Here is a 26571-nt window from a genome sequence, read left to right as displayed (position 1 = left end):
CAAGAATAACGAGAAAGGTAGAGCTAGTTTAACCCTTCAAAAATTACGATTCATCATGTCGATCTTCCACCATTGAGACTTTGACCGCCTCAATGGTTTTTTATTTTCAAATAAAAAAAATTAATTCCAACTATCGTTCATGATCCAGTAGATCTCTAACAAAACAAAGTAGCTGTTTACTTTTCCTCACCTAATCTACCTAGTGTATTTTCCTTTTTCTGCTTAGCTTATTAGAAAATCAGCAACAAACCTATGGAAAGAGGAAACGACAATGAATCAGCTTCAATTTTCAGATTGTGTTCAAACCTGTATGAACTGTTCCCTGGCCTGTGCCAACTGTGCCAGTGCCTGTCTTAAAGAAGAAGATCTGGAGATGATGCGGGAGTGTATCCAGCGCTGTCTGGACTGTGCAGATATCTGTCAGTTGTGTGCCCGTATGGAACAAAAGCAGTCTCCATTCATGCATGAGATATGTGAACTTTGCGCAAAAGCATGTGACTACTGTGCAGAAGAATGTGGCCAACACCAACATGAACATTGTCAGCAATGTGCCGAAGCATGCCGCCGCTGTGCTGAAGAATGCCGAAAAATGGCGGCTTAAAAATTCAATTTGATCAACTTGACTGACTTAATCACTTCCAATAAAAAACCGCAAGTGAAGACTTGCGGTTTTCTATCTAAGTCAAATATCTCACTTAGAATAAACGATTCATACCATTTAACGTTGCTACACGGTAAGCTTCCGCCATGGTCGGATAGTTAAACGTGGTTTCTACAAAGTACTTGATCGTATTGTTCGGGCTGTTCATGACTGCCTGACCAATATGGATAATTTCAGAGGCATTATTACCGAAGCAATGTACCCCCAAAACTTCCAGTGTTTCGCGATGGAACAGAATCTTTAATTCGCCCATAGTATCACCGGTAATCTGTGCACGTGCCAAATGACGGAACGATGCCTGACCGACTTCATACGGAATCTTTTCTTCCGTCAACTGCTGTTCAGTCTTACCAATCGAAGAAATCTCAGGAATGGTATAAATCCCAGTTGGAATATCAGTCACCGGCGCAACGTCTTTCTCGCCGCTCATGTTGGCACCTGCGCAACGACCTTGGTCATAGGCAGCAGAGGCTAGCGAAGGCCAACCGATTACATCACCGGCAGCGTAGATATTTTCTACTTCAGTCTGATATTGATCATTCACAGTCAATTGACCACGGCTGTTCGGTTTCAGGCCGACATTTTCAAGGCCTAGACCATCGGTATTGCCTGAACGGCCATTACACCACAAAATCGCGTCGGCTTTAATTTTCTTGCCGCTTTGCGTGTGCATCACCACATGGTCGTCAAATGTTTCTAAAAAGTCGATCTGTTCATTATGACGAATCAGCACACCCTGTTCACGCAAGTGATAAGACAGCGCATCAGAGATTTCATCATCCAGATAGCTTAAAAGTTTGTGTTGGGTGTTGATCAGGTCAACTTTATGTCCCAAACCAATAAAGATCGAGGCATATTCACAACCGATTACACCTGCGCCATAAATGATGATTTTCTGGATGGAATAGTCCAGATCCAGAATTTTGTCTGAATCAAATACACGTGGATGATTAAAATCAAGAATGTCTGGACGATATGGACGCGAGCCGCTGGCAATGACCAGTTGCTTAAACATCAGCGTTTCTTTAATGCCATCTGGGTTAAATACAAAAATGGTATTTTGATCCTGAATGTAGGCACGACCATGATAAATATCAATTTTATTGCGGTCGTAGAAACGTGAATGTGTATCTACTTGTTGTTGAATAACTTTATGTGCATGACGCAACACTTGCTTCATAGTGAACTGCTTCCAGTCCCCAACTTTTTGAAACAGTGGATCACGTTGATAACGGATAATACTGGATACTGTTTGACGCAATGCTTTACTTGGAATCGTACCGACATGGGTACAGTTACCACCCAGCTGTTCACGCATCTCAACGATTGCAACACGCTTACCAGATTTGGCAAGTTTCATTGCCGCGCCTTCGCCCGCAGGGCCCGAACCTAGAACTACCGCATCATATTTAACGAAAGTCCCACTAACGACCTCTTTTTTACGTGGCATTCAACGCTCCTCAAAATTAAAAAATTCACTTTAATCTACACTCTTATTATGACGTAAATCCTGTTGATTTGGTGTATTTAACTCACATATATTGCTTGATAAGAACATTTTTTAAATGAATACCCCTTTTTGCCCTATTTAGAACGAAGTCCGTTATAATAACTGCGCTATCTTTGAGTATCTCCCCCTTCAAAAACAGTGGAAAAGTTGAATATGTCTGAAAACCGTAAACCTGAACAGGGCGTCAAACTTCGCGGTGCGGAAAAAGTTGCCCGCATTCCTGTAAAAGTTGTTCCTACGGTTGAAACGCCACGCAAGCCGGACTGGATCCGGGTGAAAATGGCGGCACCTGAAGAAGTTCAACGTATTAAAACCACATTACGTCAGCAAAAATTACATACGGTGTGCGAAGAAGCCGCCTGTCCAAACCTGCCTGAATGTTTTGGTGGCGGTACTGCGACCTTTATGATTATGGGTGATATCTGTACCCGTCGCTGTCCATTCTGTGATGTGGCTCATGGCCGTCCAAATGCACTGGATGCAGATGAACCGCGTCATATGGCTGAGACCATTGCCAACCTGGGTTTGAAATATGCGGTAATCACTTCGGTAGACCGTGATGATTTACTGGATGGCGGTGCACAGCATTTTGTCGATTGTATTAAAGAAGCACGTGCTCTAAGCCCAAATACCTTACTCGAAATTCTGGTGCCGGACTTCCGTGGCCGTATGGATATCGCGCTGCGTATCATGACTGAATGTCCGCCAGATGTGTTTAACCACAATATCGAAACTGTACCGCGTTTATATAAAGCCATGCGTCCAGGTTCTGACTATCAGCACTCTTTAAACCTGCTAAAAATGTTTAAAGAATACTGCCCGGACGTACCAACCAAATGTGGTCTCATGGTCGGTATTGGTGAAACTGAAGAAGAAGTGCTTGCTCTGCTTGATGATTTACATGCGCATGGCGTGGATTATGTGACGATTGGTCAGTATTTGCAGCCTTCAAAAGAACATGCAGCGATTGACCGCTTCGTAACACCTGAAGAATTCGAGCGTTATACCGAACATGGCCAAAAACTGGGCTTCCGTAATATCTGGGCAGCACCAATGGTTCGTTCAAGCTACTTTGCCGACCGCCAATACTACGGCGAACCTGTACCAGCAGTGCGTCGTAAAGTGGATCCTGCCAAAAAAATTGCAGTTCAGGCCATTGAAGCTTAATCCTGTTTAAACTAATGAAATAAAAGCCCTCTCTTGTAGAGGGCTTTTTTATCTCTTCAATTTAAATCTTTACTGAGTGTTAAACCCCATTTTTTATTTTAGATAAGATTAAGTCATTACTTATCTTCACATTTCTTTGCGCGTTCTCACTTGAAGACTGAGCATTTTTCAAACAATCTCAAAAATAGATGAAAGATTTAAAAATATCGTTGCAAGACTTGAAAACGATCATTCTCACACGTGCAATGCTGAACCTGTCCGATCCTCAAGCGACAAAAAAAATGAATGAACTGTGACAAAAATTCTATGAGATCTCGGCACAGGCAGCGTTGTATAAATCTGGAGAACTATAACAATGCTATTTATATTTGCTGTACTACTGCTATTACTTAGTTTATGGGCGGTTTTCTATTTTCAGCTCTCCCGTAGCGCGGGTGCAATTGCACTAATTGTCATGTCAGTAGTCTGTGCCTTTATTAGCCCATGGTCACTTATTCTCGGCATTCCGCTGATCCTGATTAGCCTTGTGGTGATGATCGACCCTTTACGTATGTCGTTCATTTCTAAACCGGCCTATAAAGCACTGGCCAATGCCATGCCGAGTATCAGCCCGACAGAACGTGAAGCACTGGACTCCGGAACCAGCTGGTGGGAAAAAGAACTGTTTATGGGTGCACCGAACTGGGAAACCTTTAACAGTTATCCCTATCCCAAATTATCGCTAGAAGAACAAGCTTTTCTGGACAATGAGGTTGAGACCTTGTGCAGCATGCTGGATGAATGGGAAATCCATGAGCAGAAAGCGCTGCCTGATCATGTCTGGCAATATATTAAGGAACATGGTTTCTTAGGCCTGATTATTCCCAAAGAATACGGCGGTCGTGCCTTTAGCTCCTTTGCCCAAAGTCGGGTGATGAGCAAGATTGCTTCGCGATCTCTGACCACAGCCGTGAGTTGTATGGTACCGAACTCACTCGGACCAGGCGAGCTGTTACTGCATTATGGTACCGAAGAACAGAAAGACCGTTATCTGCCGGGTCTGGCGCGAGGCGAAGAAATTCCCTGTTTCGGTTTGACCAGTCCGGAGGCCGGTTCCGATGCTGGTGCGATTCCTGATACGGGCGTGGTCTGCTATGGCCAGTTTGAAGGTCAGGAAGTCTTAGGCCTGAGAATGAATTTTTCCAAACGCTGGATTACGTTAGCTCCAATTGCGACAGTCGTAGGCTTGGCCTTTAAAATGTATGATCCGGATCATCTTTTGGGTGATCAGACTGAATATGGCATTACCTGTGCCCTGCTCCCTGCCAGTCATGAAGGCGTAATAGTGGGACCACGGCATAACCCCGGACCACCATTTATGAATGGTACGGTTGAAGGTAAAGATGTGTTTATTCCTCTGGACTGGATTATTGGTGGCGTCAAAAATGCCGGTAAAGGATGGCGCATGCTAATGGAATGTCTGGCGGTTGGTCGTGGTATTTCCCTACCAGCGCTGTCTACTTCTACTTCAGAAATGACTTATTTAAATGTCGGCGCTTTCTCTCGCATCCGTCAGCAGTTCAAAATTTCAGTTGGTAAGTTTGAGGGTGTTCAGGAAGCCAATAGTGAAATCGCCAGTGATACCTATATGCTGGAGGCTTTCCGTTATCTGGTCACCTGTGGTCTGAATCAGGGCGGCAAGCCTGCCGTAATGACAGCGATTGCCAAATATTATGCGACAGAAGGCATGCGTAAAGTGGTCAATCACGGTATGGATGTGGTCGGTGGCCGCGCCATTCAGATGGGTCCGCGTAACTTTGTGGCGCCTTATTATCAGGCGATTCCAGTCTCCATTACCGTGGAAGGTGCGAATATTCTCAGTCGCTCCCTGATGATTTTTGGACAGGGTTCAATGCGTTGCCATCCTTATCTTTATGAGGAATTACAGCTCTTGCAGGCAGAAGATCCGGCAGCCGCTCTAAATCCTTTTGATAACTTGCTGTTTAAGCATTTGGGTTACACCTTTAACCGGACTGCCCGCTCCTTTGCCTATGCCTTTACAGGTGGCTCAAGCGCTGCGCCGCAAAGTGCGGTTGACTTTACCCGTCCTTATTACAAAGTGATTAACCGGCTGAGTGCCAACTTTGCTTTAACTGCGGATATGTGTCTAGGTTTACTTGCAGGTGATATCAAGCGTAAGGAAATGCTTTCGGGTCGTCTGGCCGATATTCATGCACATCTGTTTATTGCTTCCTCGATTCTGAAATATTTTGAACATAGCAAAAAGACTGAAGATGAGCGTTTGCATGCACAGCTTGCGGTAGAAAAATCTCTGTATACGGCGCAAGAAGCATTTTTTGATCTGTTTGCTAACTTCCCGGTAGGTACAGCAGCAAGCATGGTCAAACTGTTATGTTTCCCATTTGGCCGTCCAGTACAGAAACCATCAGACCAGCTGAAACAGCAGGTTGCGAACAGTATGATGGAAGACAATGCATTCCGTCAGGTCTTAAAAAAGCATGTCTATTACAATACTCATGAAAATGATGTCACCGGCCGTATGGAATCCACTTTCACCATGTTGCTGGACATTGAACAACTTTGGGATCGCTTTAAAAAGGCAGAGAATAAAGATCAGTTCAAGGGTTTAAGCTTTGCAGAGCATGTGGCAGATGCACAGCTACAAGGCTTTATTAATGATCAGGAAGCAGAAAAACTGCTGCACTATAATGCGCGCCGTTATGACAGCATGTTGACCGATGTATTCGATCTGCATTTGAATGAGGTATTAGAGCTTGAGAATCCGTATCTCATCAAGGAAGATGCTACAGGTACCGATACTTCAGTGCAAACTGATCCTTCACACTCAGTATCACCTTAAATCAAACTTTTGATCAAAGGTGTCATAAATTCCAGAGTGGAGCCATGTTTCAATACCTCACTTTGGAAGCTTCATAAGTGGCTTTTCAGCCACTTTTTTTACGACTATTGCACGATGGTATTTCAGATTAAAAGTACTAATCTAACTCTATAAAAAATTGAGGGTAAACAATGTCACAACAAGATTATGAAAATGGCCTGAAAGTCCGTACTGAAGTGATGGGTGAAAGCTTTGTAAAACGTGCTCAGGAAAATACCGTGCCTTTTAGCCAACCATTACAGGACTGGATTAATGAACATGCCTGGGGTTCGACCTGGCAACGTGAAGGTGTATTACCACGTAAATATCGCTCCTTAATTACCATTGCATTTCTGACTGCTCAAAAAAGTCCCACTGAACTGAAAGGCCATGTGCGAGGTGCCCTAAATAACGGTGCAACGGTTGAGGAAATTCAGGAAGTGCTGCTGCATAGCCTGCCTTACTGCGGCGCACCAGCGACTCAGGAAGCCTTTCGTGCTGCACTTGAAGTGATTCAGGAATATAAGACGAATCAACAAAATTAAGATATTTATTTAAATTGTTTGAGTTTGTCATATTAAAATTAGCTTAGGCTATTTTGAGTAATTGAAATAAAAATCCGGGAATTTTTAAATTCCCGGATTTTAATATTTTTGATAAAGAAATCTACTGAGATGAACTTAAGTGAAAATTAATTATCTCTCTTAATAGCAAGTTTTAATAAAAACTTTATCCCCTTAATTCAATTTGCGTACGTTGTTCTAAGCCTTGCACCGCAGCGGAGAAATCCAGCTGGCTGGCCTGTGGCTTAGCAATCTGCTGAAACTGCTGCTGAACTAAAGACATCACTGATAAATCCAGTTGCTGTTGCTGTACAAGCTCTAAAGCAATGCCGATATCCTTTTGTAATAAATCCAGCGCAAAGGTTTTATGAAACTCACGGCTTAAAACCCGCTGTGCCATGATATTTTTCGACATGCTGCTTTTACCACTGGAATGATTAATACAGTTCAACGCACTGCTTAAATCAACTCCCTGCCCTTTCAACACAGTCAACCCTTCAGCCAAAGCCCATAAATGCGTAGCCATCAAGGTATTATTAACAGCTTTCACCGCAAAACCAGAACCGCTTTCTCCGACATATTCAATCAAGCCAGCAAAAGCAACAATGACCGGTTTGGCTTGTTCAAAGGCAGCTTCATTTCCTCCCACCATCACGGTTAAAGTGCCTTTTTCTGCCCCAACAGTCTGACCCGATACCGGAGCATCCAGGTAATAGCTTCTCTGCTGCTCCAATCGCTTTGCCAGTTTTTGTGCCGATTCCGGCACACCGCTGGTACAGTCAATCCAGATTGCACCTTGCTTGGGTGGATGTGCAGCAATTAGCTTCTCTACATCCTGACTGGTCGGCAAACAGGAAAAGATAAAGTCGGCTTGAACCGCTTGTTCAATACCCACTGCCAGAGTCCTGAAAGATTGAGCATGATCTAGCGCTTTCTGTTCAGTCCGGTTCCAGACCCAAACCGGATGTCCGAGTTTTGGCAAATGGGAGGCCATATGCCAGCCCATTGCCCCAAGTCCTAAAAATGCAACTGTATGACTCAAAAAATACTCCTTATATTAAGCGACTGGCTTAACCTCAACTTCTGTTGCGGTCGATGCAGGTTCAGGCAATTCTTTATCTTCACCACGATTTAGGAACAGGTTCAACAAAATCGCAGCCAAAGTCGCAGTACCGATACCACCCAAATCGAAACCACCAATCTGCAAGCTATAATTACCTGTCCCCATAATCAGACACACCGCACCAATAATCAGGGTACTGTTCTTGGTAAAATCAACATGGTTATCCACCCAGATTTTGGCACCCGCCACAGTAATCAACCCGAAGACCACAATCGATGCGCCACCCAATAAAGCTACTGGAATGGTACTGATCACCGCACCAAATTTAGGTGAAAGTCCCAGCAAAATAGCGAAGATCCCAGCAAAAATAAATACGGTGGTGGCGTACACTTTGGTCACTGCCATCACACCGATATTTTCAGCATAAGTGGTCATCCCGGTACCGCCGACAGAAGCGGATAATGAAGTACAAACCCCATCTGCAAAGAAACCGCGTCCCATATACGGCGACAGATTTTTACCAGTCATTGCGGATACCGCTTTAAAGTGCCCAAGATTTTCTGCAACCAGAATAATGGCCACCGGTGCAATCATCAGCATCGCATTCATTTCAAAGACTGGACTCTGGAAATTTGGCAGACCAAACCATGCTGCTTCACTGACTTTGCTGAAATCAATCGCAGGTCCGAAGCCCATTACATTAGTGAAAAGAAAATAAATCAGGTAGGAAGACAGTAGGCCTAATAACAGCAGTAAACGGCGCACCATCCCACGGGTAAATACCGCAATCACACTGATACAGATAATGGTGACCAGTGCCATCCAAGAGTCAAACTGGTTGGCTGAGACACTTTTGATCGCGACAGGTGCCAGATTCAAGCCGATAATCATCACGATGACGCCCGTGACCACGGGTGGCATTAGCTTTTCAATCCATGCGGTACCGGTTTTCATGACCAGCAGGCCAATCAAGGCATAAACAATACCGCAGGCAATGGTTCCCCCAAGTGCCAGCCCGATATTTGCATTCACCCCCGCCCCGGAGTAGCCTGTGACCGCCACCACGGCGCCAATAAAGGCAAAACTGGATCCCAGATAACTTGGCAATCGACCGCCAGTGATCAGGAAAAATAAAATGGTACCAATCCCGGTAATAAAAATCGTGAGATTGGGATCAAACCCCATTAAAAGTGGCGCCAGCACGGTTGCCCCAAACATCGCAAACACATGCTGTAAACCGAGAATAATACTTTTCCCAGCCGGCAGATATTCATCTGTCTGAACTGGTGTCGTATCGATATTGCCTTGGTAAGGCTTAAATTTTGGAAACCACGTTTCTTTTTCTTGCATGAGCTTCCCCTCCTTGATTAGGACTGAATTGATTTAGCACATTTTGTGTGGCTCACAGTAAGAACGGTTAAAGTACATCAACGCATTGCCTTGACGCTGGCACATGGCTTTCACTTCACAGATCAGCACGTCATGACTGCCTACAGATAAATATTGGACCACCTCGCAGTCGAAACTGACCAAGGCATCCTCAAGTACAGGTGACTGGGTCACCAAGGTTTTCCAGTCCCCCTGACTGAAACGCTCTGCCATCGGTGTTTTTCCACCAAACAGATTGGATAGATGCTGCTGATGTGAGGCTAGGGTATTCACACACAACACCTGATTATTTTTAAAAGTCTCATAAACTGAGGATGAACGGTTCAGGCAGACCAGCAAGGTCGGTGGCGTATCTGTCACACTACAGACCGCTGATGCTGTAAATCCTGCCATTCCCGCCGCACCTTGTGTGGTAATCACATTCACCGCAGCGCCCAGATTAGACATGCCCTGACGGAAAATCTGCTGATCGATCTGGGTAAATACTTCAGTTGCGGTTTCAGTCTTTAAAACCTTATTTAATGCACTGTTTTCTGCAACCGCTTCCGTGATGATTTTAGACAATTTGGCATTCATGCTGTTCCCCCCGCCCCAAGTCAGTTTTCAGTGACAGACTTAGGGCTGATATAGATGAGATTGAATCAGGTGGTTCGACTTATACATGGGCAATCGAGGCGATTTCGACCAGCGCATGAGGTTTGACCAAACCCGTCTGTACGCAATATCGTGCCGGTTTATCTCCCGGGAAATACTCTGCATAAACGGCATTAATCGCTGCATAATCTGCCCAATCTTTGACAAATACATGATTGAAAGTCACATCGTCCATGCTGCCACCGGCTTCTTCAATGACGCGCTTGATGGTTTCCAGAATATGACGAGTCTGTGCTGCTGCATCGCCGACATGCACGATGTTATTATTTTCATCAAAGGCCAATGTGCCTGACACATAGACAATATTGTCTGCCTTGGTTGCCGGTACAAACGGCGCTAACGGTTTTGAAGTTCCTGCTGGAATAATGACTTCTTTAGGCATACTGTTTTTTCCTTAATCCTGATCTTTAATTTTTTAGGCACTTTCAGCCAATTTAGTTTCTTTAAGTGATTCACTTTCTTTTTGAAAGGTTTCGACAAAATTTGCGGTATCGGATACCCAGCCAAAGAAGGTCTTGATGTTATACAGACTGGCTTCATGGGCTTCGACTGGCCCGGCCTGATGGCATGCATCTGCAAGTGCCACACCAAAATATTCCAGAAAAAAACCATCACGTAAGGTCGATTCCACACAAACATTGGTGGCAATTCCCACAAACACCAGATTGCGAATACCACGCACACGCAACATGCTGTCCAGTGCAGTATTAAAGAAACCGCTATAGCGAGGTTTTTCAATGACCAGATCTTGTGGCAGTGGCTGTAATTCATCAATCAGTTCAAAATCCCAACCACCTTTAGCCAGCAACTTACCGTACAATTCAGGCTGCTTGCGCATGGTCTTCAGGGCATTGGATTTATGAAAATTTGGGGAATTCGCTCCACCCGCCTCCTTGTATTCTGCATCCCAGCCATTTTTAAAATAGATGACCTGAATACCGGCCGCATGCGCAGCATCGACTGCCTTTTTAATGTTTTCGACTACGGGTTTGGTCTTTGAGACATCAAAACCCGCCAGATCAAGATAGCCACCCTGTGAGGTATAGGCATTCTGCATGTCGATCACAATCAGCGCGGTCTGTTCAGGTGCCAGACAAATCGCTTCAGGCTCAGCTTTAAGCGTTTTTCCGGTACCCAGTTTTTCTGTAAAATCGGCAGTTACTACTGACTCACTCATGCGCTTTTCTCCAGAACAGGTGCTTCGCCCTCAATCACAATATGGTCACGGCATTTCATTAATGGCTGGATTTTCTGACCGAAATCTTCTACGCCCTGAACGAAATCATCAAAAGTCAGGAGTACACCTTCAGTGCCCTTGATCTCGCCAATTTCATCCAACATTCGTGCAACATTTTCATAAGAACCTACAAAGGTTCCCATATTGATATTCACTGGAGATACACTAGACGCCATTTGACGGATATTGGTATCTGCACCGGAAGTCGTGTCTTTCCCGCCCTGATTCATCAACCAGTTAATCGCTTCCATGTCGGCACCATCGTTATAATGCTGCCATTTCGCTTGAGCTTCTTCGTCAGTTTCTGCCGCAATCAGCATAAATAGGACATAAGTTTGTACTTCACGACCGGTGACATCGGTTTTTTCTTTCAAGCGATCATTAATTTCTGCATAAGCTGTCGGTGTATTCAGTCCTTTACCAAACACGAAGTTGTAGTCAGCATATTGCGCAGAAAATTCCAGACCGGCATCCGACTGACCAGCACAGATAATTTTCATGTCTGCTTGCGGTCGCGGACTCACACGACAGTCTTCCATCTGGAAATGTTCGCCTTTAAAATCTGATTTACCTGTTGCCCAGAGTTCACGCAGGATCTGTACATATTCAGACAGATATTCATAGCGCTTGCCAAAATATTCATTGCCTGGCCACATGCCCATCTGGGTATATTCAGGTGGCTGCCAGCCAGTCACCACATTTAGCCCAAAACGGCCATTGGAAATAGAATCAATGGTGGATGCCATACGTGCCACAATTGCCGGTGGCATCACCAAAGTGGCTGCAGTTGCATAAATTTGAATTTTGCTGGTCACGGCTGCGAGACCCGCCATCAGGGTAAAAGTTTCCAGGTTATGTTCCCAGAATTCGGTCTTGCCACCAAAGCCACGCAGCTTGATCATGGAGAGTGCGAAATCGAAACCATAGTGTTCAGCACGCTGCACGATTTGTTTGTTTAACTCAAAAGTCGGCATGTACTGGGGTGCATTTTCAGAGAGTAACCAGCCGTTGTTTCCAATTGGACAAAAGACACCTATTTTCATTTTTTACACCTCATTATTTTTAACCAATATTCAAAATCCTGTTGCCAATTCAGGTTTTTTATTTATGTTTAAAATATTGCAAAGCGCATGCCAATTAATTTTAATTATTTAATTTCAAATATTTAATATTTATTTTTTTTAATTTTTAGTAAAATAATGATTTTCACCCCTGAATCAATTTTGCTCATCGTGTTTCATTCAGGTGCATTAAAATCGATCATCATCGCTTTTAGGAAGAATCAGATTTTGAGTAAAACCATAAAAATAATTCATTAGAAAAAATAAAAAGCCAGAAACAGGTTCTGGCTTGAGCAAACAAAGTGACATGCTGAAAATATCAGGCTGATTTCAAAAATTGCAGCATGCTTTGGTTGATCTGAGCGGTTTCAGTCACTGTAGAAGCATGCGCTCCTGTTGCAAACACGCTAAGCTGACTCTGCGACAATAATTGCTGAAGTTGTTGCGAGCGTTGATAAGGCACCAGAAAATCATCCTGATTGGCAATCAGATGCACAGGAATACCTTTGAGTGCCTGCTGATGCTTTGCTTCGAGCTTGAAAGTCTGCACTGCATTTAAACGCGCCAAGACATTTTGAATCGGTGGAAAGTCCAATAGCTGCTTATTTTCTGCATCAGTCAACTGTTCAATATGGGTAGAGATCCAGTGTGGTGGATACAGAAATAAAGCTTGTGCCCGCACATAGGCCTCGGCCCCGCTATTCAGCAACAAGGACGTGCGTGCCTGAAAACATTTTTGCGTATGTGCATCCAATTCTCCCCAGGCATTCAGCATGGTCAGACTCAATAACTTAAATGCTTTCTCAACCTGATAAGTCGCGAGCTGCATGCCAATAGGGCCGCCCAAGGCATGTCCAATAAAATGAAACTCGCGAATATTATGGCTAATCAATAAATCCAGAATCTGTCGGGCCATATGGTCTATAGAATAAGGAGTTGGCAACAGTTCAGAATCCGAATGACAACCTTCCTGATCATAAGTCACCACATGAAAATATTGCTGCAAAGCCTCAATTTGTGGATTCCAGAAACTGGCATGTCCGCCTAATCCGGAGGAAAGTACTACATAAGGCGCATCAACCCATGCTGCACGATGAATAAATAAAGACATAAAATTCTCATAGTTTAAATATGAGATGAATGCAGCAAGATATATGCCTGAATAAGATTTTTTTTGAACAATTGTTAAAATTAGAGCCAGTAGACATTAAAGCTATAATAAAATTCCTGCACTTCAAAGCGCACGTTATAGCCCAGATCTGTTAATTCGGCAGACAAGTCACGAATATCTTCCAAAGGCAGATGTTTGGGAAAAACTGTCAGCACCGCTGTATTGCCTTGCCGGGCATTATCTTCAATCAGTTGCGCCAGACGTGGCTTGTACATTTCAATATCCAGATTGGCAACATTGGATAAAATTTTGGCCTGATCTGCCGTCATAAAAGTCATTTTTATTTTCTCTTTTAATCTTATTCCCCTAAGCTAAATGATTTATAAAGCGCTTAATATTTCACTTTTGTATCAGAACATGCTGAAAGAGAGTATAAAAAAAATCCCTCATCATGAGGGATTTTTTTGATCAAACTTATTGGCCTGGCAGAGGAATATATTGTGAAGCACTGTCTTGTGCCTTACGTTCAGTCACTACAACTTCCAGCATCATGTTTTTTCCTGCACGCTCAATTTCAATCTGAATGGTGCTGTTTGGCTTTTGCAAGGCCACAAAATTAATCAGATGTGAGGCTGAACTAATCTCTTCCTCATTTACTTTCATAATTTTATCGCCACGCTGGATCCCCGCTTTGGCAGCAGGTCCGTCTGGTAACACTTCTGCGACCGTCACGCCTTTTTCTTTGGGTTGCAGGACATCATCACGCTCTGCTGGCAATAAGCTGATACCTAACCAGCCACGAACGACACGGCCATCTTTCAGAATCGCATTCATTACCTGCTGACAGATTTTGGCTGGAATGGCAAAACCAATCCCCAACGAACCACCAGACTGCGAGAAAATTGCAGTATTCACACCAATTAAATTACCGGCGACATCAATCAATGCACCACCCGAGTTCCCCGGATTAATCGCAGCATCGGTCTGCACAAAGTCTTCATAGGTATTAATGCCTAAGTCTGAACGGCCCGTTGCCGAGATAATCCCCTGCGTCACGGTTTGCCCAACGCCAAAAGGATTACCAATCGCCAGAACCACATCACCGACTTCATTGCCACTGAGTTTAAATGGCAGAACTGGCAATTGTGTCAGTTCAATCTTGATCACGGCCAGATCGGTATCCGGATCAGTTCCAACCACCTTGGCTTCAGCACGACGACCATCCTGCAAAGCCACTACAATCTGATCGGCCTGTGCAATCACGTGGTTATTGGTCAGGATATAACCGTCTGGACGTACAATTACACCCGAACCTAAACTGTTTTCATTCGGGCTTTGTCCATACTGGTCAGGCAACTGATCGCCAAAGAATTCACGAAATACCGGATCGGTCAGTAAAGGATGCGCCTGTTGCTTGACTTTTTGGGTAGTAAAAATATTCACGACAGCGGGTGCTGCCACTTTTACAGCAGCACTATAGGAGACCACGCCTCCTGAGCGCGACGTATCAATCAACGGCTCTACTTTTTCAGCAGGCATTTTGACACCATCTGGCGCAACTGGTGCCTTTGGTTTTTGTAGTTGTTGCCACCCCAAAAAACCGATAATGACTAAAATCAGTAACACCCAGGGTAACCATGTAAAGGTGCGGCGCACGTTGCTATCCTCTAAAATATTTTAATTCGTTGATGACTAAGTAATTTGTGTCCTATTGTAATGCTAAATACATAACTAAACACAAAAAATTCCACAGAGATTTGTGCAGCTTTAGTTACAATTAGACCTATAGATAAATATGGGCAAGTTTTTAAACTTACAGGAATTTTATGGCGAATTTGAACGATATTATTCAATGGTGTGACCAAACTTTGGCAGCACGTGAATTTAAGGACTATGCACCGAATGGCTTGCAGATTGAAGGCAAATCCGAGGTGAATAAAATCCTCTGTGCTGTGACTGCTTCCCAGAGTGCCATTGAAGCTGCAATTGAGCAAGGCGCAGATTTATTGCTGGTTCATCATGGCTATTTCTGGAAAGGAGAAGCCTACCCAATTACGGGAATGCGTGGTAAACGCATTAAAACCCTGATTCAAAATGATATTTCACTGGTTGGCTATCACCTACCTTTAGACAGTCATCCAACTCTGGGAAATAATGCTGCCATTGCGGATTTATTAGAACTCGAAAATATCGAACAGCTGGATCCGAGTGAAAAACGTCCGATTGGCAATATTGGCTATTTAAAACAGCCAATGAGTCCGGAAGATTTTAAAAATTATGTTTCAGAAAAGCTGGGCTTTGATGCGATTCATCTGCCTGCAGACAAAACTCAAATCCATAAAGTCGGTTTTTGTACCGGCGGTGCGCAGGATTATATTCAAAAAGCGGCACTACAGAACTGTGATGCCTATATTTCGGGCGAAGTGTCTGAACGGACCTTTTATGAAGCTCAGGAACTGAATGTGCATTATTATGCCTGTGGCCATCATGCGACTGAAAAATACGGTGTGCAACGCCTGGCCAAGGCTATTTCAGAACAGTTTAATATTGAGTATGATTATTTCGAATTAAACAATCCGATTTAATTCGACTGACGTTTATGATCAGTGGCTTTATTCATATATTTTCAGGCTTTATTCTGTATTGTTATTTATACACGATGCCCATTTCTGCCCGATTATCTATTACAATAAAGCCACTTATTGTTAAAACCCAGCAAAATGCAAGGAATTGAAAACATGACAACCATTACTTTACCAGCATTACCTTATGGCTACGAAGATCTTGCTCCACACATCAGCAAAGAAACTTTAGAATACCATCACGACAAACACCACAATACGTATGTGGTTAACCTGAATAACCTGATCGCTGGTACTGAGCTTGAAGGCAAAACTCTAGAAGAAATTATTACAGCAACTGCTGGTGATGCTTCTAAAGCGGGTGTTTTCAATAACGCGGCTCAAGTTTGGAACCACACGTTCTACTGGAACTGTATGGCTAAAAACGGCGGCGGTAAAGCAACTGGTACTTTGGCTGCGAAAATTGACGAAGCATTCGGTTCTTATGAAAAATTTGCTGAAGAATTTGCTGCTGCTGCAACTACTCAATTTGGTTCAGGTTGGGCTTGGTTAGTGGCTGACGAAGTAAACGGTCAGCTTTCTATCATGAAAACTTCAAATGCTGATACGCCAATGGCGCACGGTAAAATTGCAGTGTTGACGATTGACGTTTGGGAACACGCTTACTACATCGATTTCCGTAATGCTCGTCCTAAGTACATCTCTACTTTCCTAGAAAGCCTAGTAAACTGGGATTATGCAAATGCGAAATATGCAGGTCAACCTGCAGGTGTTGAGAAATAATTCTTTATTTCTTTGCTAAAAAAATCACCCATTTTGGGTGATTTTTTTATTTTTAGGCACTAAGTGAATATTAATAAAGCAAACAATTCATTTCTTTACATTAATTGATTGACGACCTTCTGATTCCTCCCTAAAATGCCGATCAGATTCTCCAATAGCTCAGTCGGTAGAGCGACGGACTGTTAATCCGCAGGTCCCTGGTTCGAGCCCAGGTTGGAGAGCCATCTATTCTTCCATAGCTCAGTCGGTAGAGCGACGGACTGTTAATCCGCAGGTCCCTGGTTCGAGCCCAGGTGGAAGAGCCAAGATTCTAAAAAACCCACTCATTGCGAAGTGGGTTTTTTTATAGCTGTATTTTTTAAATTGAGATCATATTGATTTATATGCGCGATCAGCTAACTTATTTCTTATGCTCCAGATCGCTTATCAAAATTAAGGCTGATCGCGATTTTGCTGTTAAGACCAGTTTACATAAACATAACAGTTTGAACTACAAACCTTTTCGACTATTTTTAAAACACTTGATTCAATTTCTGCAGCTTTTTTCCAAAAGTGCCTTGACCCCTTTTCAAATCTCTCTATAATCGCTGTCAGATTCTCCAATAGCTCAGTCGGTAGAGCGACGGACTGTTAATCCGCAGGTCCCTGGTTCGAGCCCAGGTTGGAGAGCCAATCTATCTATTCTCCCATAGCTCAGTCGGTAGAGCGACGGACTGTTAATCCGCAGGTCCCTGGTTCGAGCCCAGGTGGGAGAGCCAAGATTCTGAAGAAACCCACTCATTGCGAAGTGGGTTTTTTTATTCTCCCCTTTTGTGATCTGTGTTTGATTTGAGTCAGTTTATATTTTTTGTGATTGGCTGCCTGGCAACATTTGCATTAGTTTGCCTGCTCTTTCCGCATCTCTTCACCCGTCAAAAGAAATTCTATCCGAAGCGCGTCATTACTGCTTTTGAAAGCAGGATGTTTACACGTCTGAAAGATGCCTTTCCCCATCATCATATTCTGGCACAAGTCGCGTTTAGTGCTTTGATCACGCACGATCAGATGAAAATGCGTAATCAATTTAATCGTAAAGTCACAGACTTCGTAGTACTTGATCGTGAATATAATGTAGTGGCGATTGTCGAACTGGATGATCCGAGTCATATTGGCAAAGAGCAGGAAGATGCTGAACGTGATGCGATGCTGATTGCAGCAGGCTATACCGTGATTCGATACACCCAGATTCCAACTATCAGACAACTGCAAAGGGATTTAAGATAAGTTAAGCGGCAATTGCAGTACTTTCCGGTGCAGCTTGAATTGGATTGATCAAAACCTCCTGCTCCGCTTTTAATTTCTCGGCAGCTTTTAGTGCTTCAAAATTAGCCAATCCTCGTCCAATTTAGCGTCTCATCACAAGCATTCTCAGTTAAACCTGCCTTTCTGCAGGATTAGGGTGATAAAGTTTAAGTTATCGCTCTATAATCCTTTCGAAAATAAAATATAAGTCAGATGACCTGATTGGCTTATTTCATTTCTAGCCATCATCACCTTGCTTATTTTTGGCGTTGTTTTTTTATTCAGTGATCGTTTATTTATGCAAAATTTTATTCGTATTGGTATCGCAGGTTACGGTAATCTTGGCCGCGGTGTTGAAACTGCCATCCAAAAAAATCCTGATATGCAGCTTGTCGGTATTTTTACTCGCCGCTCACCAAGCAGCATCTCTCCTTGCTTTGCAGAAACTCAAGTGTATAGCATGGATGCACTATTAAATGATTTTAGCGACAAAATTGATGTACTGATTCTTTGTGGCGGCTCTAAAGATGACTTGCCACAACAGGCGCCTATCTTTGCAAGTAAATTCAATACTGTAGATAGCTTTGATACGCATGCACGTATTCCGGAATACTATGCTGCAGTCGATGCACCTGCCTTTGCTAACAAAAAAACAGCCATGATTTCTATTGGCTGGGATCCCGGCATGTTCTCGATTAACCGTTTATTTGGTGAAGCATTATTACCAGATGGCGAAACTTATACTTTTTGGGGTAAAGGCTTAAGCCAAGGCCATTCAGATGCGATCCGCCGTGTAGCAGGGGTGAAAGCTGGTGTTCAATACACCATTCCATCTACTGACGCGATTGAACAAGTCCGCAGCGGCGCACGACCTGAGTTAAGCACCAAAGACAAACATCATCGTGACTGTTATGTAGTCTTGGAACAAGGGGCTGATGCGGCAACAGTTGAACAAACCATCGTCAGCATGCCTGATTATTTTGCGGATTATAATACGACCGTGAATTTTATCAGTGAGGAAACATTACTGAAAGATCATCAGGATATGCCACATGGCGGTTTTGTCATTCGTAGTGGTAATACCAGTGATGCACAAAAACAGGTGATTGAGTTTTCTTTAAAGCTGAATAGCAATCCGGAATTTACTGCAAGTGTTCTAGTGGCTTATGCCCGTGCCTGCTACCGTCTGAATCAAACTCAGCAATATGGTGCCAAAACAGCCCTAGATGTAGCACCTGCCCTACTTTCAATTAAATCTTCAGAACAATTGCGCAAAGAATTGCTTTAAGATGATTTAAATATAGCCACCGATCGGATGATGGGTGGCTATATTTTTCCATTCTAGAATACGGCTTGCCTAATTACTAAGTATCGAATATCTACAGTCAAATCATCGTTTGCAGAAACCCATGCAACTATCCACTACACAAACATTTTCAGTATTAGACAAGTGCAAAGGGATTTAAGATAAATTAAGGTGCTGTTGCACTACTTTCAGACGCAGCTTGAGTTGAATCTGCCTTAACATCCTGCTCTGCTTTGAGCTTTTCCGCAGCTTCTCGTGCTTCAATACGCGCAATCATATCTGCCTGCTGCTGCTTGTATTTTTCCTGATTTTTAGCATCACTATTCACTGCAAGAAATGCCATACTAATTAAAAATACCGGAATACAAAGTGCAAGCGTACCGAAGATCAATAGCTTTTTGACACTGCGGGGCTGTGGCTGCTCGGACATAACAAACCTGCTTTAATTTCGTCATTTAATTACACTGCCCAATATAACAAAATAAAGTCATAGCTCAAGCCTTATAGATTAGGCAATAACAAAAGCATCCTTATAGGACGCTTTTTTCTCAGTCGATAGACAGTCACTACCTCAAAGCCAGTAGTATTCCTGCAAAAATAATCAGTCCAATCCAGCGGTTATGACGGAACGCCCAGAAACAAAGCTGTGGATCTTTATTCCGTGTTTTTAACCCTTGGTAAATAAAATCAAGAGCGACAACAATTAATGCAGCCAGGCCAAATGGAAGCAATAAATTCTCTAGCCAAAGTGCCACAGCAATCAAAAGAATACTAATGGCCTGCAAAGCGCTAATGATCTGAATATCATGCCGACCAAATAAGATCGCGGTTGATTTCACCCCAATCTTTAAATCGTATTCACGATCTGCAATTGCATATTGCGTATCATAGGCTACAGTCCAAGCCAGATTGCCAAAATATAAAAGCCAGCAGGTTAAATCCGGAGTTTGCCCAACTGCGGTATAAGCCATCGGAATCGACCAGGAAAATGCTGCTCCCAGAAAGACTTGAGGCAAATGGGTATAGCGCTTCATAAAAGGATAAATAAACGCTAGAAACAAAGCCCCAAATGACCAGTAAAAAGTTTCGATTGGCAGAAAAAATAGCAAGCAGGCACTGGCAGCCACCAAAACCAGAAATACCATCACGGCCTCTTTGGCACTGATAATCCCGGTCGCTAATGGGCGGTTTTTAGTACGCTCCACATGTGCATCGACTTTACGGTCAGCAAAATCATTAATGGCACAGCCTGCCGCCCGCATAAAAATCACACCCAAAATCATGGGAATTAAAATTTCAATACGTGGCATGCCCTGAGCTGCAATCCACAGCGCCCACATGGTAGGCCAAAAAACCAGTTCAGTCCCAATCGGTTTATCAAAACGACAAAGATAATAATAGGCGCTAAGACGCTCACGCCAGGTGATTGCTTGTGCGGTTGCCATAAAAATCAAGCCCGTGAATTTTGTATAAAGTGTTCAAATGCCGGTAAAAATGTTTCTTGTACGATAAATTTACAGCCGTGCCAAGTATAGCAGCTCTGACGGGTCCAGCCCTCATCTAAAAGTACCACCCGGCGCTGGCACAGTGGATTAGTGCGCTGAAACAGAAACCAGCCAATCGGTTTGGTGCCAATATGCTGAAAAATTCGGGCTTTTTTTTGCAGGCTTAAAATCGGAAAGATGCTTTTGGCTTTCACCCAAGGAGACTGTTCCGAGCCGTAGAGATAACTTTCACGCACCCAGGAAGTATGCTGATGTGACATCTGCATCCATTTGGCATTGGCAAAGCTTAAACGCTGAAAATGCTCTTGAATTGGCTCGACATGGAATTGTCCTTGCGCCAAATCGGTCAGTTGTTGCGTGAGTGAACCCGATGCATACAGCCACGGTTTTAACTCAACAGGCAGAGTTGACAGCAACACACGCTGATTTTGATTTCTAGAACGACTATTCATTGTTAACAGTTATCTGTTTTTGCAATGATTTCATATTTGCCTTGTGGGGTTTTAATTAAAATAAAACCTTCAGCACTCAAATAAAATGATTCTGGATAAGCATAATCCAGCGCTATTTCAGGATTTTTCAGCGCCACAAATTGAGCCTGCTTATAACCCTCGGGAGTCCGCCCCACTTCAAGATAAGTCACTTCAGAGAAGTTCAACTTAAAACCTTTGTTATGATCTTTTGGATCAATCCATGGATAAAAGCTGGTGTGCTTTTTACGTTGTGCCATTTAAGCCCATCAATCATTTAAAATTATAAATAGATGATACAAAAAAACCCGCGACATGCGCGGGTTTTCTTCGCTTTAATTCGTGATGAATTACAAGCTGTAGTACATATCAAATTCAACTGGGTGAGTAGTCGTGTTTAGACGACGAACTTCTTCAGTTTTAAGCTCGATATAAGCATCAAGCATTTCTTTCGTGAACACGCCACCTTTTAACAGGTAATCATGATCCGCTTGAAGTGCTTCAAGCGCCATATCCAGGCTATGCGCCACTGTAGGGATTTTTGCTTCTTCTTCCGGTGGAAGATCGTACAAGTTCTTGTCAGCAGCTTCACCTGGGTGGATCTTGTTTTGAATACCGTCAAGACCAGCCATCAACAATGCCGCGAAACCTAGGTACGGGTTCATCATTGGATCTGGAAAACGCGCTTCAATACGCTTGCCTTTCGGGCTAGACACGTAAGGAATACGGATAGATGCAGAACGGTTACGCGCTGAGTAAGCAAGCATAATCGGTGCTTCGAAATGTGGAACCAAACGCTTATACGAGTTTGTAGAAGGGTTAGTGATCGCATTCAAAGAACGGGCATGTTTAATTACACCACCGATGAAGTACAACGCCATTTCTGAAAGGCCTGCATATTCATCACCAGCAAACAGGTTTTTGCCGTCTTTAGAGATCGACATATGCACGTGCATACCAGAACCATTATCGCCAACCATTGGTTTAGGCATAAAGGTTGCTGTTTTTGCATATTGATGCGCAACGTTCCAAACCGCATATTTGAACTGTTGAACTTCGTCTGCTTTACGCACCATAGTGTTGAAGCTCACACCAATTTCTAACTGGCAAGAAGCAACTTCGTGGTGATGTACTTCTACACGACCTGGACCCATGATGTCTTCGATACGCGCACACATGTCTGCACGCATGTCATGTGAAGAATCTACAGGAGGAACTGGGAAGTAACCGCCTTTTACGCGTGGACGGTGACCAGAGTTACCGCCTTCGTAGTCTTTGTTAGTTGACCAAGCAGCTTCTTCAGCGATCAATGTATGGCGCGCGCCAGACATGTCGATTTCCCATTTTACTTCGTCAAATACGAAGAATTCTGGTTCTGGACCAAAGAATGCAGTGTCACCGATACCGGTAGATTTCAAATATTCTTCTGCACGGCGCGCAATCGAACGTGGGTCACGATCATAACCTTGACCAGTTGATGGCTCGATTACGTCACAAGTTACAACAACTGTTGGCTCTGCAAAGAACGGGTCGATAAAACCTGTTGCCGCATCCGGACGTAAAATCATGTCCGATGCTTCGATGCCTTTCCAACCTGCAATTGAAGAACCGTCAAACATTTTGCCGTCTTCAAATGTATCTTCATCAATACTGTCTGCTGGGTAAGTGACGTGTTGTTCTTTACCCTTGGTATCAGTAAAGCGAAAATCGACCCATTTTGCGCCACTTTCTTGTATGAGTTGAAGGACCTTGTTCGCCATGCTCATTTTGCTCCGATGTTTTTGTTGCACCCGTGAAGTGCGTGTTAGCAGTTGATAGTTATTAAGCAATTACCGTACCAACTTTTAAAAGTATAGATAAAATCTTGAAATCTTTATAAGAAATCATGAAGTGACAAAAATACTTTGCGGCTATTATACTAGCTGCAAAACTAAATGCACTATATTCAAGCATTCTTCATTTATTTTATTTCAGCTTTATTTTTTAGCGCACCTAAATAGTGCATGTATCTATAAAGATGTATGAGAAACATAGCTTTTTATAGCAAATATGCTGCTTTTTCTTACTTTTGTTATGTTTTTACTTGTTTTTGGCTAAAAATTGAGCGTTTTTTGGTAGATATCAGTAAAGAAAATTTTGCGATTCATTTGGGATTGTATGCCTATTATGAGGCATTTTCTTTAAATCTACTTTCAATAGAAAAGTTTATATAAAGCTTAATTATTCAAGTGATGTTTTTTTCATCAAGCATTTTACCTCTCTTTGATCTCATTTTTTCATTTTTAAGTTTTACTCTAAAAAATATTCATTTAAAACTTTCTCTGAGTAAGCCTATTACTTTAAATCATGATTAAAATTTTATTTAATTTTCTATAGGTTTTTAAAGCCAATAAATTGAGCGAAATTGTTGCGCCGAATGGGGCTATTTTTTGCTATGATGAAGCGTGCTTTATTTTCACACAATGAAATCAATGATTTAGTTGTGTCAGGCAAGTGCTTGCAACACGTATAAATAAAGTACGATCTGGACAACATTAGCACAGTTAAGTGCATTAATTTCAATAGGTTAAGCTCATGCTTTTAATGATCGAGAATTATCATAATAATTAAATACTGTAAAATGCCATTAAACTAAAATCTACATGTCTTTATTATCAATCGTTTCGGCTTAAATACCATAAAATAGAATTAAATTGTATTAATCACTTTTGTGAGTAATATAGTGAGTAACAATATTTAATCTTTTGCGTTACTCACATGCTTAACGATACCAAGCTAAAAAAACTAAAATCAATGGAAAAAGCATACCGTATTGCTGATCAGGGTGGGCTGTGTATTGAGGTTCGTTCGACCGGTACAAAACTGTGGCGTGTGCGTTATCGGTATGCAGGAAAAGCCTCAATGATCAGTCTGGGTGAATACCCTATTGTAAGCTTGGCTGAGGCACGTCAAAAGCAAGATGAAATCAAATCACTACTTGCTAGAAATATTGATCCAGCTGTGCATCGCCAACAAGAAAAGGCTGCCCTGCTTTGTGATGAAAATAGTTTTGAGGCAATTGCCAAGGAATATGCTGCGGATCGACTAAAGGATAAATCACAAACTTATATTGATGCTTTTCACCGGGCAATGGAAAAGGATATCTACAAAGTCATCGGACATAAGAATATTAAAGATGTGACTTCTGCTGATGTTTTGAAGATCATGCAAAATACAGTCAAGCGCGTTAAAAGTCAGGATAACCGTGGCACTGGTGAAGTAACAGCAATTGAAAACAGAAAGAAGATTGGCTCTGTGATGAGATATGCCATTGCGACATTAAGAGCTGAGAATGATCCGACCTATGCGGTACGCGAAGTCATTGCACGACCAGACGTAGAGCATGCAAGACCGCTAAGCTTGGCTGAAAGAAAGCTGTTTAGAGCGCGAATCGATAGTTATGGTGGTGCTGAGTCAACAGTCAATTCTATTTTATTCTTGTTCTATACCATGCTTCGCACAATTGAGGTGCGTCGACTGCAATGGTCATTTATTGATTTTGACGAAAGGACTATTACTTTTGAAAAACAAACCCGGGAACAGCTTAAAAAAGGCATGCGACTGACCAAGAAAAATAGGACGCATGTAGTGCCAATGTCAGAACAGGTTTACCAACTTCTACTCAAACAAAAGAAGCTTACTGGCCGTAAGAAGTATGTTTTTGAAGGTGTTTATAATGGTGGGATGATGCCAGCTACTACAATTAATAGAGCGCTACAGTACATCATGCAGAACGTTACAGCACATGATTTTCGGGCTACAGCATCTACCCTATTGAATGAATTTGGCTATGATGAAAAGTGGATCGAAACCCAACTGGCCCATGCTGATGAGAATAAAACGCGTGCGTCATACAACCATGCTAAATATTTAGCAGATCGTAAAAAGATGATGCAGGATTGGGCTGATATTGTGGATGGGTGGAGGGAGTAAATTGAAGTTAAGGTTTTTATATCAAAATTCCGACTAAGTTAAAGTCGATACCCTTAACTGTGAGCTTTATATTTATAGAAGAATTTAGAAATTTTTTAATAATGAGGAAATATAATGGAAAAGCCGCACATTTACTGCGATAGAAAAATTATTAAGTGTTCTGTTTGTGGAGCATGGGATGACTATAGTTTTAACGATACTCAGCACTTTTATCTTATTGCTGCTGCCGAAGGTAAGCAAACTCGTGGACTCTATTCTATAGAGAGTATTAGGTGTAAAGAGTGCAATAAAGTGGCTAGAAATAATCAAGACCCTTATTTTTATTATTGAGGAATTATTTATTAAAGTAAAAAACAAAGCCCTCATTTGAGGGCATTTATCTATTTTATTAGAATATTGTTCTCTAGTGAGTTATTCAGTCTTATTTAAGAACTTTCACAATAGCAGCATGACGCGCTTTGCAGTCGCTATATTTAGCTACTGTATCAATAGACCAGACCAAAACAACCTTACCCTGCCCTGATTCCAGTTTTTGCAAATCAGGGCAAGACTCAAGGAGGTTTACTGGCACCACTGGTGATAAGTGAGTTGAGTTGCTGCAGGCCATCATCATCAAAGCAATGGTTGAGATACACAGGACGATCAATGATCTTTTGCACTTCACGCGTAACTGTTTCGACTTGCACGTGCTGCTCTGATTTTGCTGCTTCATAATCCGCACTCATCTGGTTAATTTGATTTTGTTTATGGGTTAGAGCTTTGAGATGGTTTTGCTCTATTTTCTGAATTTTTATCGTGCACTGCTCACCAGCCTTGCGCAGCTTTCCGCTTAAGTGATTGGTGTAAGCAACTTGCCCTAGCCATAAAAAGAAAAAGACCGCAATTGCGATCCAGTGTTTATATTTCCATAATAGATTTAGAGTCATTTTAAAAATAACTCCATTTCAATTTTCCTGCGATTCACCAGACCTTGCAGGCGTTTGCCACGAGCATTTACCCATAAGCCAAATTGATCAGCTGCCGCCTTATAATTTTTCTCATTCAGCCTTTTGACCAAAGTGGATTCTTCAAATGCGTTAGGTCCAATGTTATAGGCCAATGAAACCAAGGCATCAAACTGATTCTGATTGATCGGAACATTGACTGCGCTATTGACGGTTTGCTCGAATTTTTTCAAGTCATGTTGCATGTAGCTTTTGGCTTGTTCCAGTGTGCAGGTATCCCCTTTTTTGACACGAATACCATTTAGGTATTTTGTGGTGCCATAACCAATGGTCCATACCCCCACGCCATCATCGTAGGCATTGAGCCGTAGGCTTTCAAAATTACGGATCAGATCAATACCACTTGGGCTGATGCTCATTTCATCCGTAGCGAT

Annotated in this window: 25 protein-coding genes, 4 tRNA genes and 1 pseudogene; 13 read left to right on the top strand and 17 right to left on the bottom strand. The window is 42.6% G+C overall.

Going from position 1 to position 26571, the window contains the following annotated elements; all coding sequences use genetic code 11:
* Nucleotides 1–271: 271 nt before the first annotated feature.
* Entirely contained in the window at nt 272–601 is a 330-nt protein-coding gene (locus tag ACIG3F_RS10275; RefSeq protein ID WP_153566495.1) for a four-helix bundle copper-binding protein, read from the top strand.
* Nucleotides 602–695: 94 nt separating this feature from the next.
* On the opposite strand, the gene sthA is transcribed toward ACIG3F_RS10275, so the two are convergent.
* Complete coding sequence (sthA, locus tag ACIG3F_RS10270) at nt 696–2111, bottom strand: Si-specific NAD(P)(+) transhydrogenase (protein ID WP_004646501.1); 1416 nt, start codon at nt 2109–2111, stop codon at nt 696–698.
* A 213-nt stretch (nt 2112–2324) separates the two neighbouring features.
* Here sthA and lipA point away from each other — a divergent pair, with 213 nt between their 5' ends.
* The 3 genes from lipA (at nt 2325) to ACIG3F_RS10255 (ending at nt 6761) form a co-directional block, all read left to right on the top strand.
* Nucleotides 2325–3338, top strand: a complete 1014-nt coding sequence (gene lipA, locus ACIG3F_RS10265) for a lipoyl synthase (RefSeq protein ID WP_005246834.1) — start codon at nt 2325–2327, stop codon at nt 3336–3338.
* Between the two features lie 355 nt (nt 3339–3693).
* Entirely contained in the window at nt 3694–6198 is a 2505-nt protein-coding gene (locus ACIG3F_RS10260) for an acyl-CoA dehydrogenase (protein WP_396469988.1), read from the top strand.
* Nucleotides 6199–6368: 170 nt separating this feature from the next.
* The gene (locus ACIG3F_RS10255) at nt 6369–6761 is read left to right on the top strand and encodes a carboxymuconolactone decarboxylase family protein (RefSeq protein WP_219309751.1); all 393 of its coding nucleotides are present in this window, start codon (nt 6369–6371) and stop codon (nt 6759–6761) included.
* Between the two features lie 184 nt (nt 6762–6945).
* Here ACIG3F_RS10255 and ACIG3F_RS10250 read toward each other — a convergent pair whose 3' ends face one another.
* The 9 genes and pseudogenes from ACIG3F_RS10250 to ACIG3F_RS10210 form a co-directional block, all read right to left on the bottom strand.
* Nucleotides 6946–7785: an NAD(P)-dependent oxidoreductase gene (locus ACIG3F_RS10250; protein ID WP_004730136.1), complete on the bottom strand. Its 840-nt coding sequence runs from the start codon at nt 7783–7785 to the stop codon at nt 6946–6948.
* Nucleotides 7786–7836: 51 nt separating this feature from the next.
* Nucleotides 7837–9192, bottom strand: coding sequence for a pyrimidine utilization transport protein G (gene rutG / locus ACIG3F_RS10245; protein ID WP_396469987.1), 1356 nt, complete (start codon nt 9190–9192; stop codon nt 7837–7839).
* A gap of 33 nt (nt 9193–9225) precedes the next feature.
* Nucleotides 9226–9720: pseudogene (gene rutF, locus ACIG3F_RS10240) on the bottom strand (NADH-dependent FMN reductase RutF); the annotation flags it as partial.
* Between the two features lie 166 nt (nt 9721–9886).
* Nucleotides 9887–10267, bottom strand: coding sequence for a pyrimidine utilization protein C (gene rutC / locus ACIG3F_RS10235; RefSeq protein WP_253173297.1), 381 nt, complete (start codon nt 10265–10267; stop codon nt 9887–9889).
* A gap of 33 nt (nt 10268–10300) precedes the next feature.
* On the bottom strand, nt 10301–11062 hold the full coding sequence (rutB, locus tag ACIG3F_RS10230) for a pyrimidine utilization protein B (RefSeq protein WP_396469986.1): 762 nt from the start codon (nt 11060–11062) through the stop codon (nt 10301–10303).
* Nucleotides 11059–12165, bottom strand: a complete 1107-nt coding sequence (gene rutA, locus ACIG3F_RS10225) for a pyrimidine utilization protein A (protein ID WP_396469985.1) — start codon at nt 12163–12165, stop codon at nt 11059–11061. The genes rutB and rutA overlap by 4 nt, the downstream gene beginning before the upstream one ends.
* Nucleotides 12166–12502: 337 nt before the next feature.
* Nucleotides 12503–13294, bottom strand: a complete 792-nt coding sequence (gene rutD, locus ACIG3F_RS10220) for a pyrimidine utilization protein D (RefSeq protein WP_396469984.1) — start codon at nt 13292–13294, stop codon at nt 12503–12505.
* Nucleotides 13295–13374: 80 nt separating this feature from the next.
* Nucleotides 13375–13632, bottom strand: a complete 258-nt coding sequence (locus ACIG3F_RS10215) for a hypothetical protein (RefSeq protein ID WP_180037828.1) — start codon at nt 13630–13632, stop codon at nt 13375–13377.
* A gap of 136 nt (nt 13633–13768) precedes the next feature.
* Complete coding sequence (locus ACIG3F_RS10210) at nt 13769–14950, bottom strand: trypsin-like peptidase domain-containing protein (protein ID WP_396469983.1); 1182 nt, start codon at nt 14948–14950, stop codon at nt 13769–13771.
* Nucleotides 14951–15120: 170 nt separating this feature from the next.
* On the opposite strand from ACIG3F_RS10210, the gene ACIG3F_RS10205 reads away from it, so the two are divergent.
* From ACIG3F_RS10205 to ACIG3F_RS10170, 8 genes are all read left to right on the top strand, one after another.
* Nucleotides 15121–15879: a Nif3-like dinuclear metal center hexameric protein gene (locus ACIG3F_RS10205; RefSeq protein WP_253159089.1), complete on the top strand. Its 759-nt coding sequence runs from the start codon at nt 15121–15123 to the stop codon at nt 15877–15879.
* A 153-nt stretch (nt 15880–16032) separates the two neighbouring features.
* Nucleotides 16033–16659: a superoxide dismutase gene (locus ACIG3F_RS10200; protein ID WP_004646486.1), complete on the top strand. Its 627-nt coding sequence runs from the start codon at nt 16033–16035 to the stop codon at nt 16657–16659.
* 148 nt (nt 16660–16807) lie between these two features.
* Nucleotides 16808–16883, top strand: a tRNA-Asn gene (locus ACIG3F_RS10195).
* 5 nt (nt 16884–16888) lie between these two features.
* Nucleotides 16889–16964, top strand: a tRNA-Asn gene (locus ACIG3F_RS10190).
* Nucleotides 16965–17255: 291 nt separating this feature from the next.
* Nucleotides 17256–17331: transfer RNA gene (locus ACIG3F_RS10185), tRNA-Asn, on the top strand.
* A 10-nt stretch (nt 17332–17341) separates the two neighbouring features.
* Nucleotides 17342–17417: transfer RNA gene (locus tag ACIG3F_RS10180), tRNA-Asn, on the top strand.
* Between the two features lie 61 nt (nt 17418–17478).
* A complete protein-coding gene (locus ACIG3F_RS10175) occupies nt 17479–17922 on the top strand; it encodes a DUF2726 domain-containing protein (RefSeq protein ID WP_253173292.1) in 444 nt (147 codons plus the stop codon).
* Nucleotides 17923–18238: 316 nt separating this feature from the next.
* Nucleotides 18239–19228 (top strand): diaminopimelate dehydrogenase, encoded by a 990-nt coding sequence (locus ACIG3F_RS10170; protein WP_396469982.1) that lies wholly within the window; start codon nt 18239–18241, stop codon nt 19226–19228.
* 184 nt (nt 19229–19412) lie between these two features.
* Here the strand turns inward: ACIG3F_RS10170 and ACIG3F_RS10165 are convergent, their stop codons facing one another.
* The 5 genes from ACIG3F_RS10165 to glnA all read right to left on the bottom strand — a co-directional run bounded on the left by ACIG3F_RS10165 (nt 19413) and on the right by glnA (nt 22987).
* The gene (locus tag ACIG3F_RS10165) at nt 19413–19676 is read right to left on the bottom strand and encodes a hypothetical protein (RefSeq protein ID WP_005107416.1); all 264 of its coding nucleotides are present in this window, start codon (nt 19674–19676) and stop codon (nt 19413–19415) included.
* 136 nt (nt 19677–19812) lie between these two features.
* A complete protein-coding gene (gene ubiA, locus ACIG3F_RS10160) occupies nt 19813–20691 on the bottom strand; it encodes a 4-hydroxybenzoate octaprenyltransferase (protein WP_396469981.1) in 879 nt (292 codons plus the stop codon).
* A gap of 5 nt (nt 20692–20696) precedes the next feature.
* Nucleotides 20697–21203, bottom strand: a complete 507-nt coding sequence (locus ACIG3F_RS10155; protein WP_004279643.1) for a chorismate lyase — start codon at nt 21201–21203, stop codon at nt 20697–20699.
* A gap of 2 nt (nt 21204–21205) precedes the next feature.
* Nucleotides 21206–21481 carry a hypothetical protein gene (locus tag ACIG3F_RS10150; RefSeq protein ID WP_004279642.1) on the bottom strand — a complete coding sequence of 92 codons (276 nt, stop codon included), beginning with the start codon at nt 21479–21481 and terminating at the stop codon, nt 21206–21208.
* Between the two features lie 90 nt (nt 21482–21571).
* On the bottom strand, nt 21572–22987 hold the full coding sequence (glnA, locus tag ACIG3F_RS10145) for a type I glutamate--ammonia ligase (protein ID WP_004279641.1): 1416 nt from the start codon (nt 22985–22987) through the stop codon (nt 21572–21574).
* 991 nt (nt 22988–23978) lie between these two features.
* Between glnA and ACIG3F_RS10140 the strand changes: the two genes are divergently transcribed.
* A complete protein-coding gene (locus tag ACIG3F_RS10140) occupies nt 23979–25193 on the top strand; it encodes an integrase arm-type DNA-binding domain-containing protein (protein ID WP_253137961.1) in 1215 nt (404 codons plus the stop codon).
* Between the two features lie 551 nt (nt 25194–25744).
* On the opposite strand, the gene ACIG3F_RS10135 is transcribed toward ACIG3F_RS10140, so the two are convergent.
* Entirely contained in the window at nt 25745–26119 is a 375-nt protein-coding gene (locus ACIG3F_RS10135; RefSeq protein ID WP_004279637.1) for a hypothetical protein, read from the bottom strand.
* A partial coding sequence (locus tag ACIG3F_RS10130; RefSeq protein WP_396469979.1) for a lysozyme occupies nt 26116–26571 on the bottom strand: 456 nt, incomplete at its 5' end. The genes ACIG3F_RS10130 and ACIG3F_RS10135, both read right to left, overlap by 4 nt.

It is taken from the genome of Acinetobacter sp. NPDC052428 (genome assembly GCF_044547685.1).
GTDB lineage: Bacteria > Pseudomonadota > Gammaproteobacteria > Pseudomonadales > Moraxellaceae > Acinetobacter > Acinetobacter lwoffii_G.
Note: the sequence above shows the minus strand (reverse complement) of the source record. Positions and strands in the feature narration are given on the sequence as shown.

What these genes read in the sequence shown, in the direction of transcription:
- rutB (WP_396469986.1), bottom strand. Translation starts at nt 11,062, where the DNA reads ATGAGTGAGTCAGTAGTAACTGCCGATTTTACAGAAAAACTGGGTACC.
- glnA (WP_004279641.1), bottom strand. Translation starts at nt 22,987, where the DNA reads ATGAGCATGGCGAACAAGGTCCTTCAACTCATACAAGAAAGTGGCGCA.
- ACIG3F_RS10170 (WP_396469982.1), top strand. Translation starts at nt 18,239, where the DNA reads ATGCAAAATTTTATTCGTATTGGTATCGCAGGTTACGGTAATCTTGGC.
- ubiA (WP_396469981.1), bottom strand. Translation starts at nt 20,691, where the DNA reads ATGGCAACCGCACAAGCAATCACCTGGCGTGAGCGTCTTAGCGCCTAT.
- ACIG3F_RS10155 (WP_004279643.1), bottom strand. Translation starts at nt 21,203, where the DNA reads ATGAATAGTCGTTCTAGAAATCAAAATCAGCGTGTGTTGCTGTCAACT.
- ACIG3F_RS10140 (WP_253137961.1), top strand. Translation starts at nt 23,979, where the DNA reads ATGCTTAACGATACCAAGCTAAAAAAACTAAAATCAATGGAAAAAGCA.
- lipA (WP_005246834.1), top strand. Translation starts at nt 2,325, where the DNA reads ATGTCTGAAAACCGTAAACCTGAACAGGGCGTCAAACTTCGCGGTGCG.
- rutC (WP_253173297.1), bottom strand. Translation starts at nt 10,267, where the DNA reads ATGCCTAAAGAAGTCATTATTCCAGCAGGAACTTCAAAACCGTTAGCG.
- ACIG3F_RS10215 (WP_180037828.1), bottom strand. Translation starts at nt 13,632, where the DNA reads ATGACTTTTATGACGGCAGATCAGGCCAAAATTTTATCCAATGTTGCC.
- ACIG3F_RS10205 (WP_253159089.1), top strand. Translation starts at nt 15,121, where the DNA reads ATGGCGAATTTGAACGATATTATTCAATGGTGTGACCAAACTTTGGCA.
- ACIG3F_RS10250 (WP_004730136.1), bottom strand. Translation starts at nt 7,785, where the DNA reads ATGGGCTGGCATATGGCCTCCCATTTGCCAAAACTCGGACATCCGGTT.
- sthA (WP_004646501.1), bottom strand. Translation starts at nt 2,111, where the DNA reads ATGCCACGTAAAAAAGAGGTCGTTAGTGGGACTTTCGTTAAATATGAT.
- ACIG3F_RS10200 (WP_004646486.1), top strand. Translation starts at nt 16,033, where the DNA reads ATGACAACCATTACTTTACCAGCATTACCTTATGGCTACGAAGATCTT.
- ACIG3F_RS10255 (WP_219309751.1), top strand. Translation starts at nt 6,369, where the DNA reads ATGTCACAACAAGATTATGAAAATGGCCTGAAAGTCCGTACTGAAGTG.
- ACIG3F_RS10135 (WP_004279637.1), bottom strand. Translation starts at nt 26,119, where the DNA reads ATGACTCTAAATCTATTATGGAAATATAAACACTGGATCGCAATTGCG.
- ACIG3F_RS10150 (WP_004279642.1), bottom strand. Translation starts at nt 21,481, where the DNA reads ATGGCACAACGTAAAAAGCACACCAGCTTTTATCCATGGATTGATCCA.
- rutA (WP_396469985.1), bottom strand. Translation starts at nt 12,165, where the DNA reads ATGAAAATAGGTGTCTTTTGTCCAATTGGAAACAACGGCTGGTTACTC.
- ACIG3F_RS10260 (WP_396469988.1), top strand. Translation starts at nt 3,694, where the DNA reads ATGCTATTTATATTTGCTGTACTACTGCTATTACTTAGTTTATGGGCG.
- ACIG3F_RS10165 (WP_005107416.1), bottom strand. Translation starts at nt 19,676, where the DNA reads ATGTCCGAGCAGCCACAGCCCCGCAGTGTCAAAAAGCTATTGATCTTC.
- rutD (WP_396469984.1), bottom strand. Translation starts at nt 13,294, where the DNA reads ATGTCTTTATTTATTCATCGTGCAGCATGGGTTGATGCGCCTTATGTA.
- rutG (WP_396469987.1), bottom strand. Translation starts at nt 9,192, where the DNA reads ATGCAAGAAAAAGAAACGTGGTTTCCAAAATTTAAGCCTTACCAAGGC.
- ACIG3F_RS10275 (WP_153566495.1), top strand. Translation starts at nt 272, where the DNA reads ATGAATCAGCTTCAATTTTCAGATTGTGTTCAAACCTGTATGAACTGT.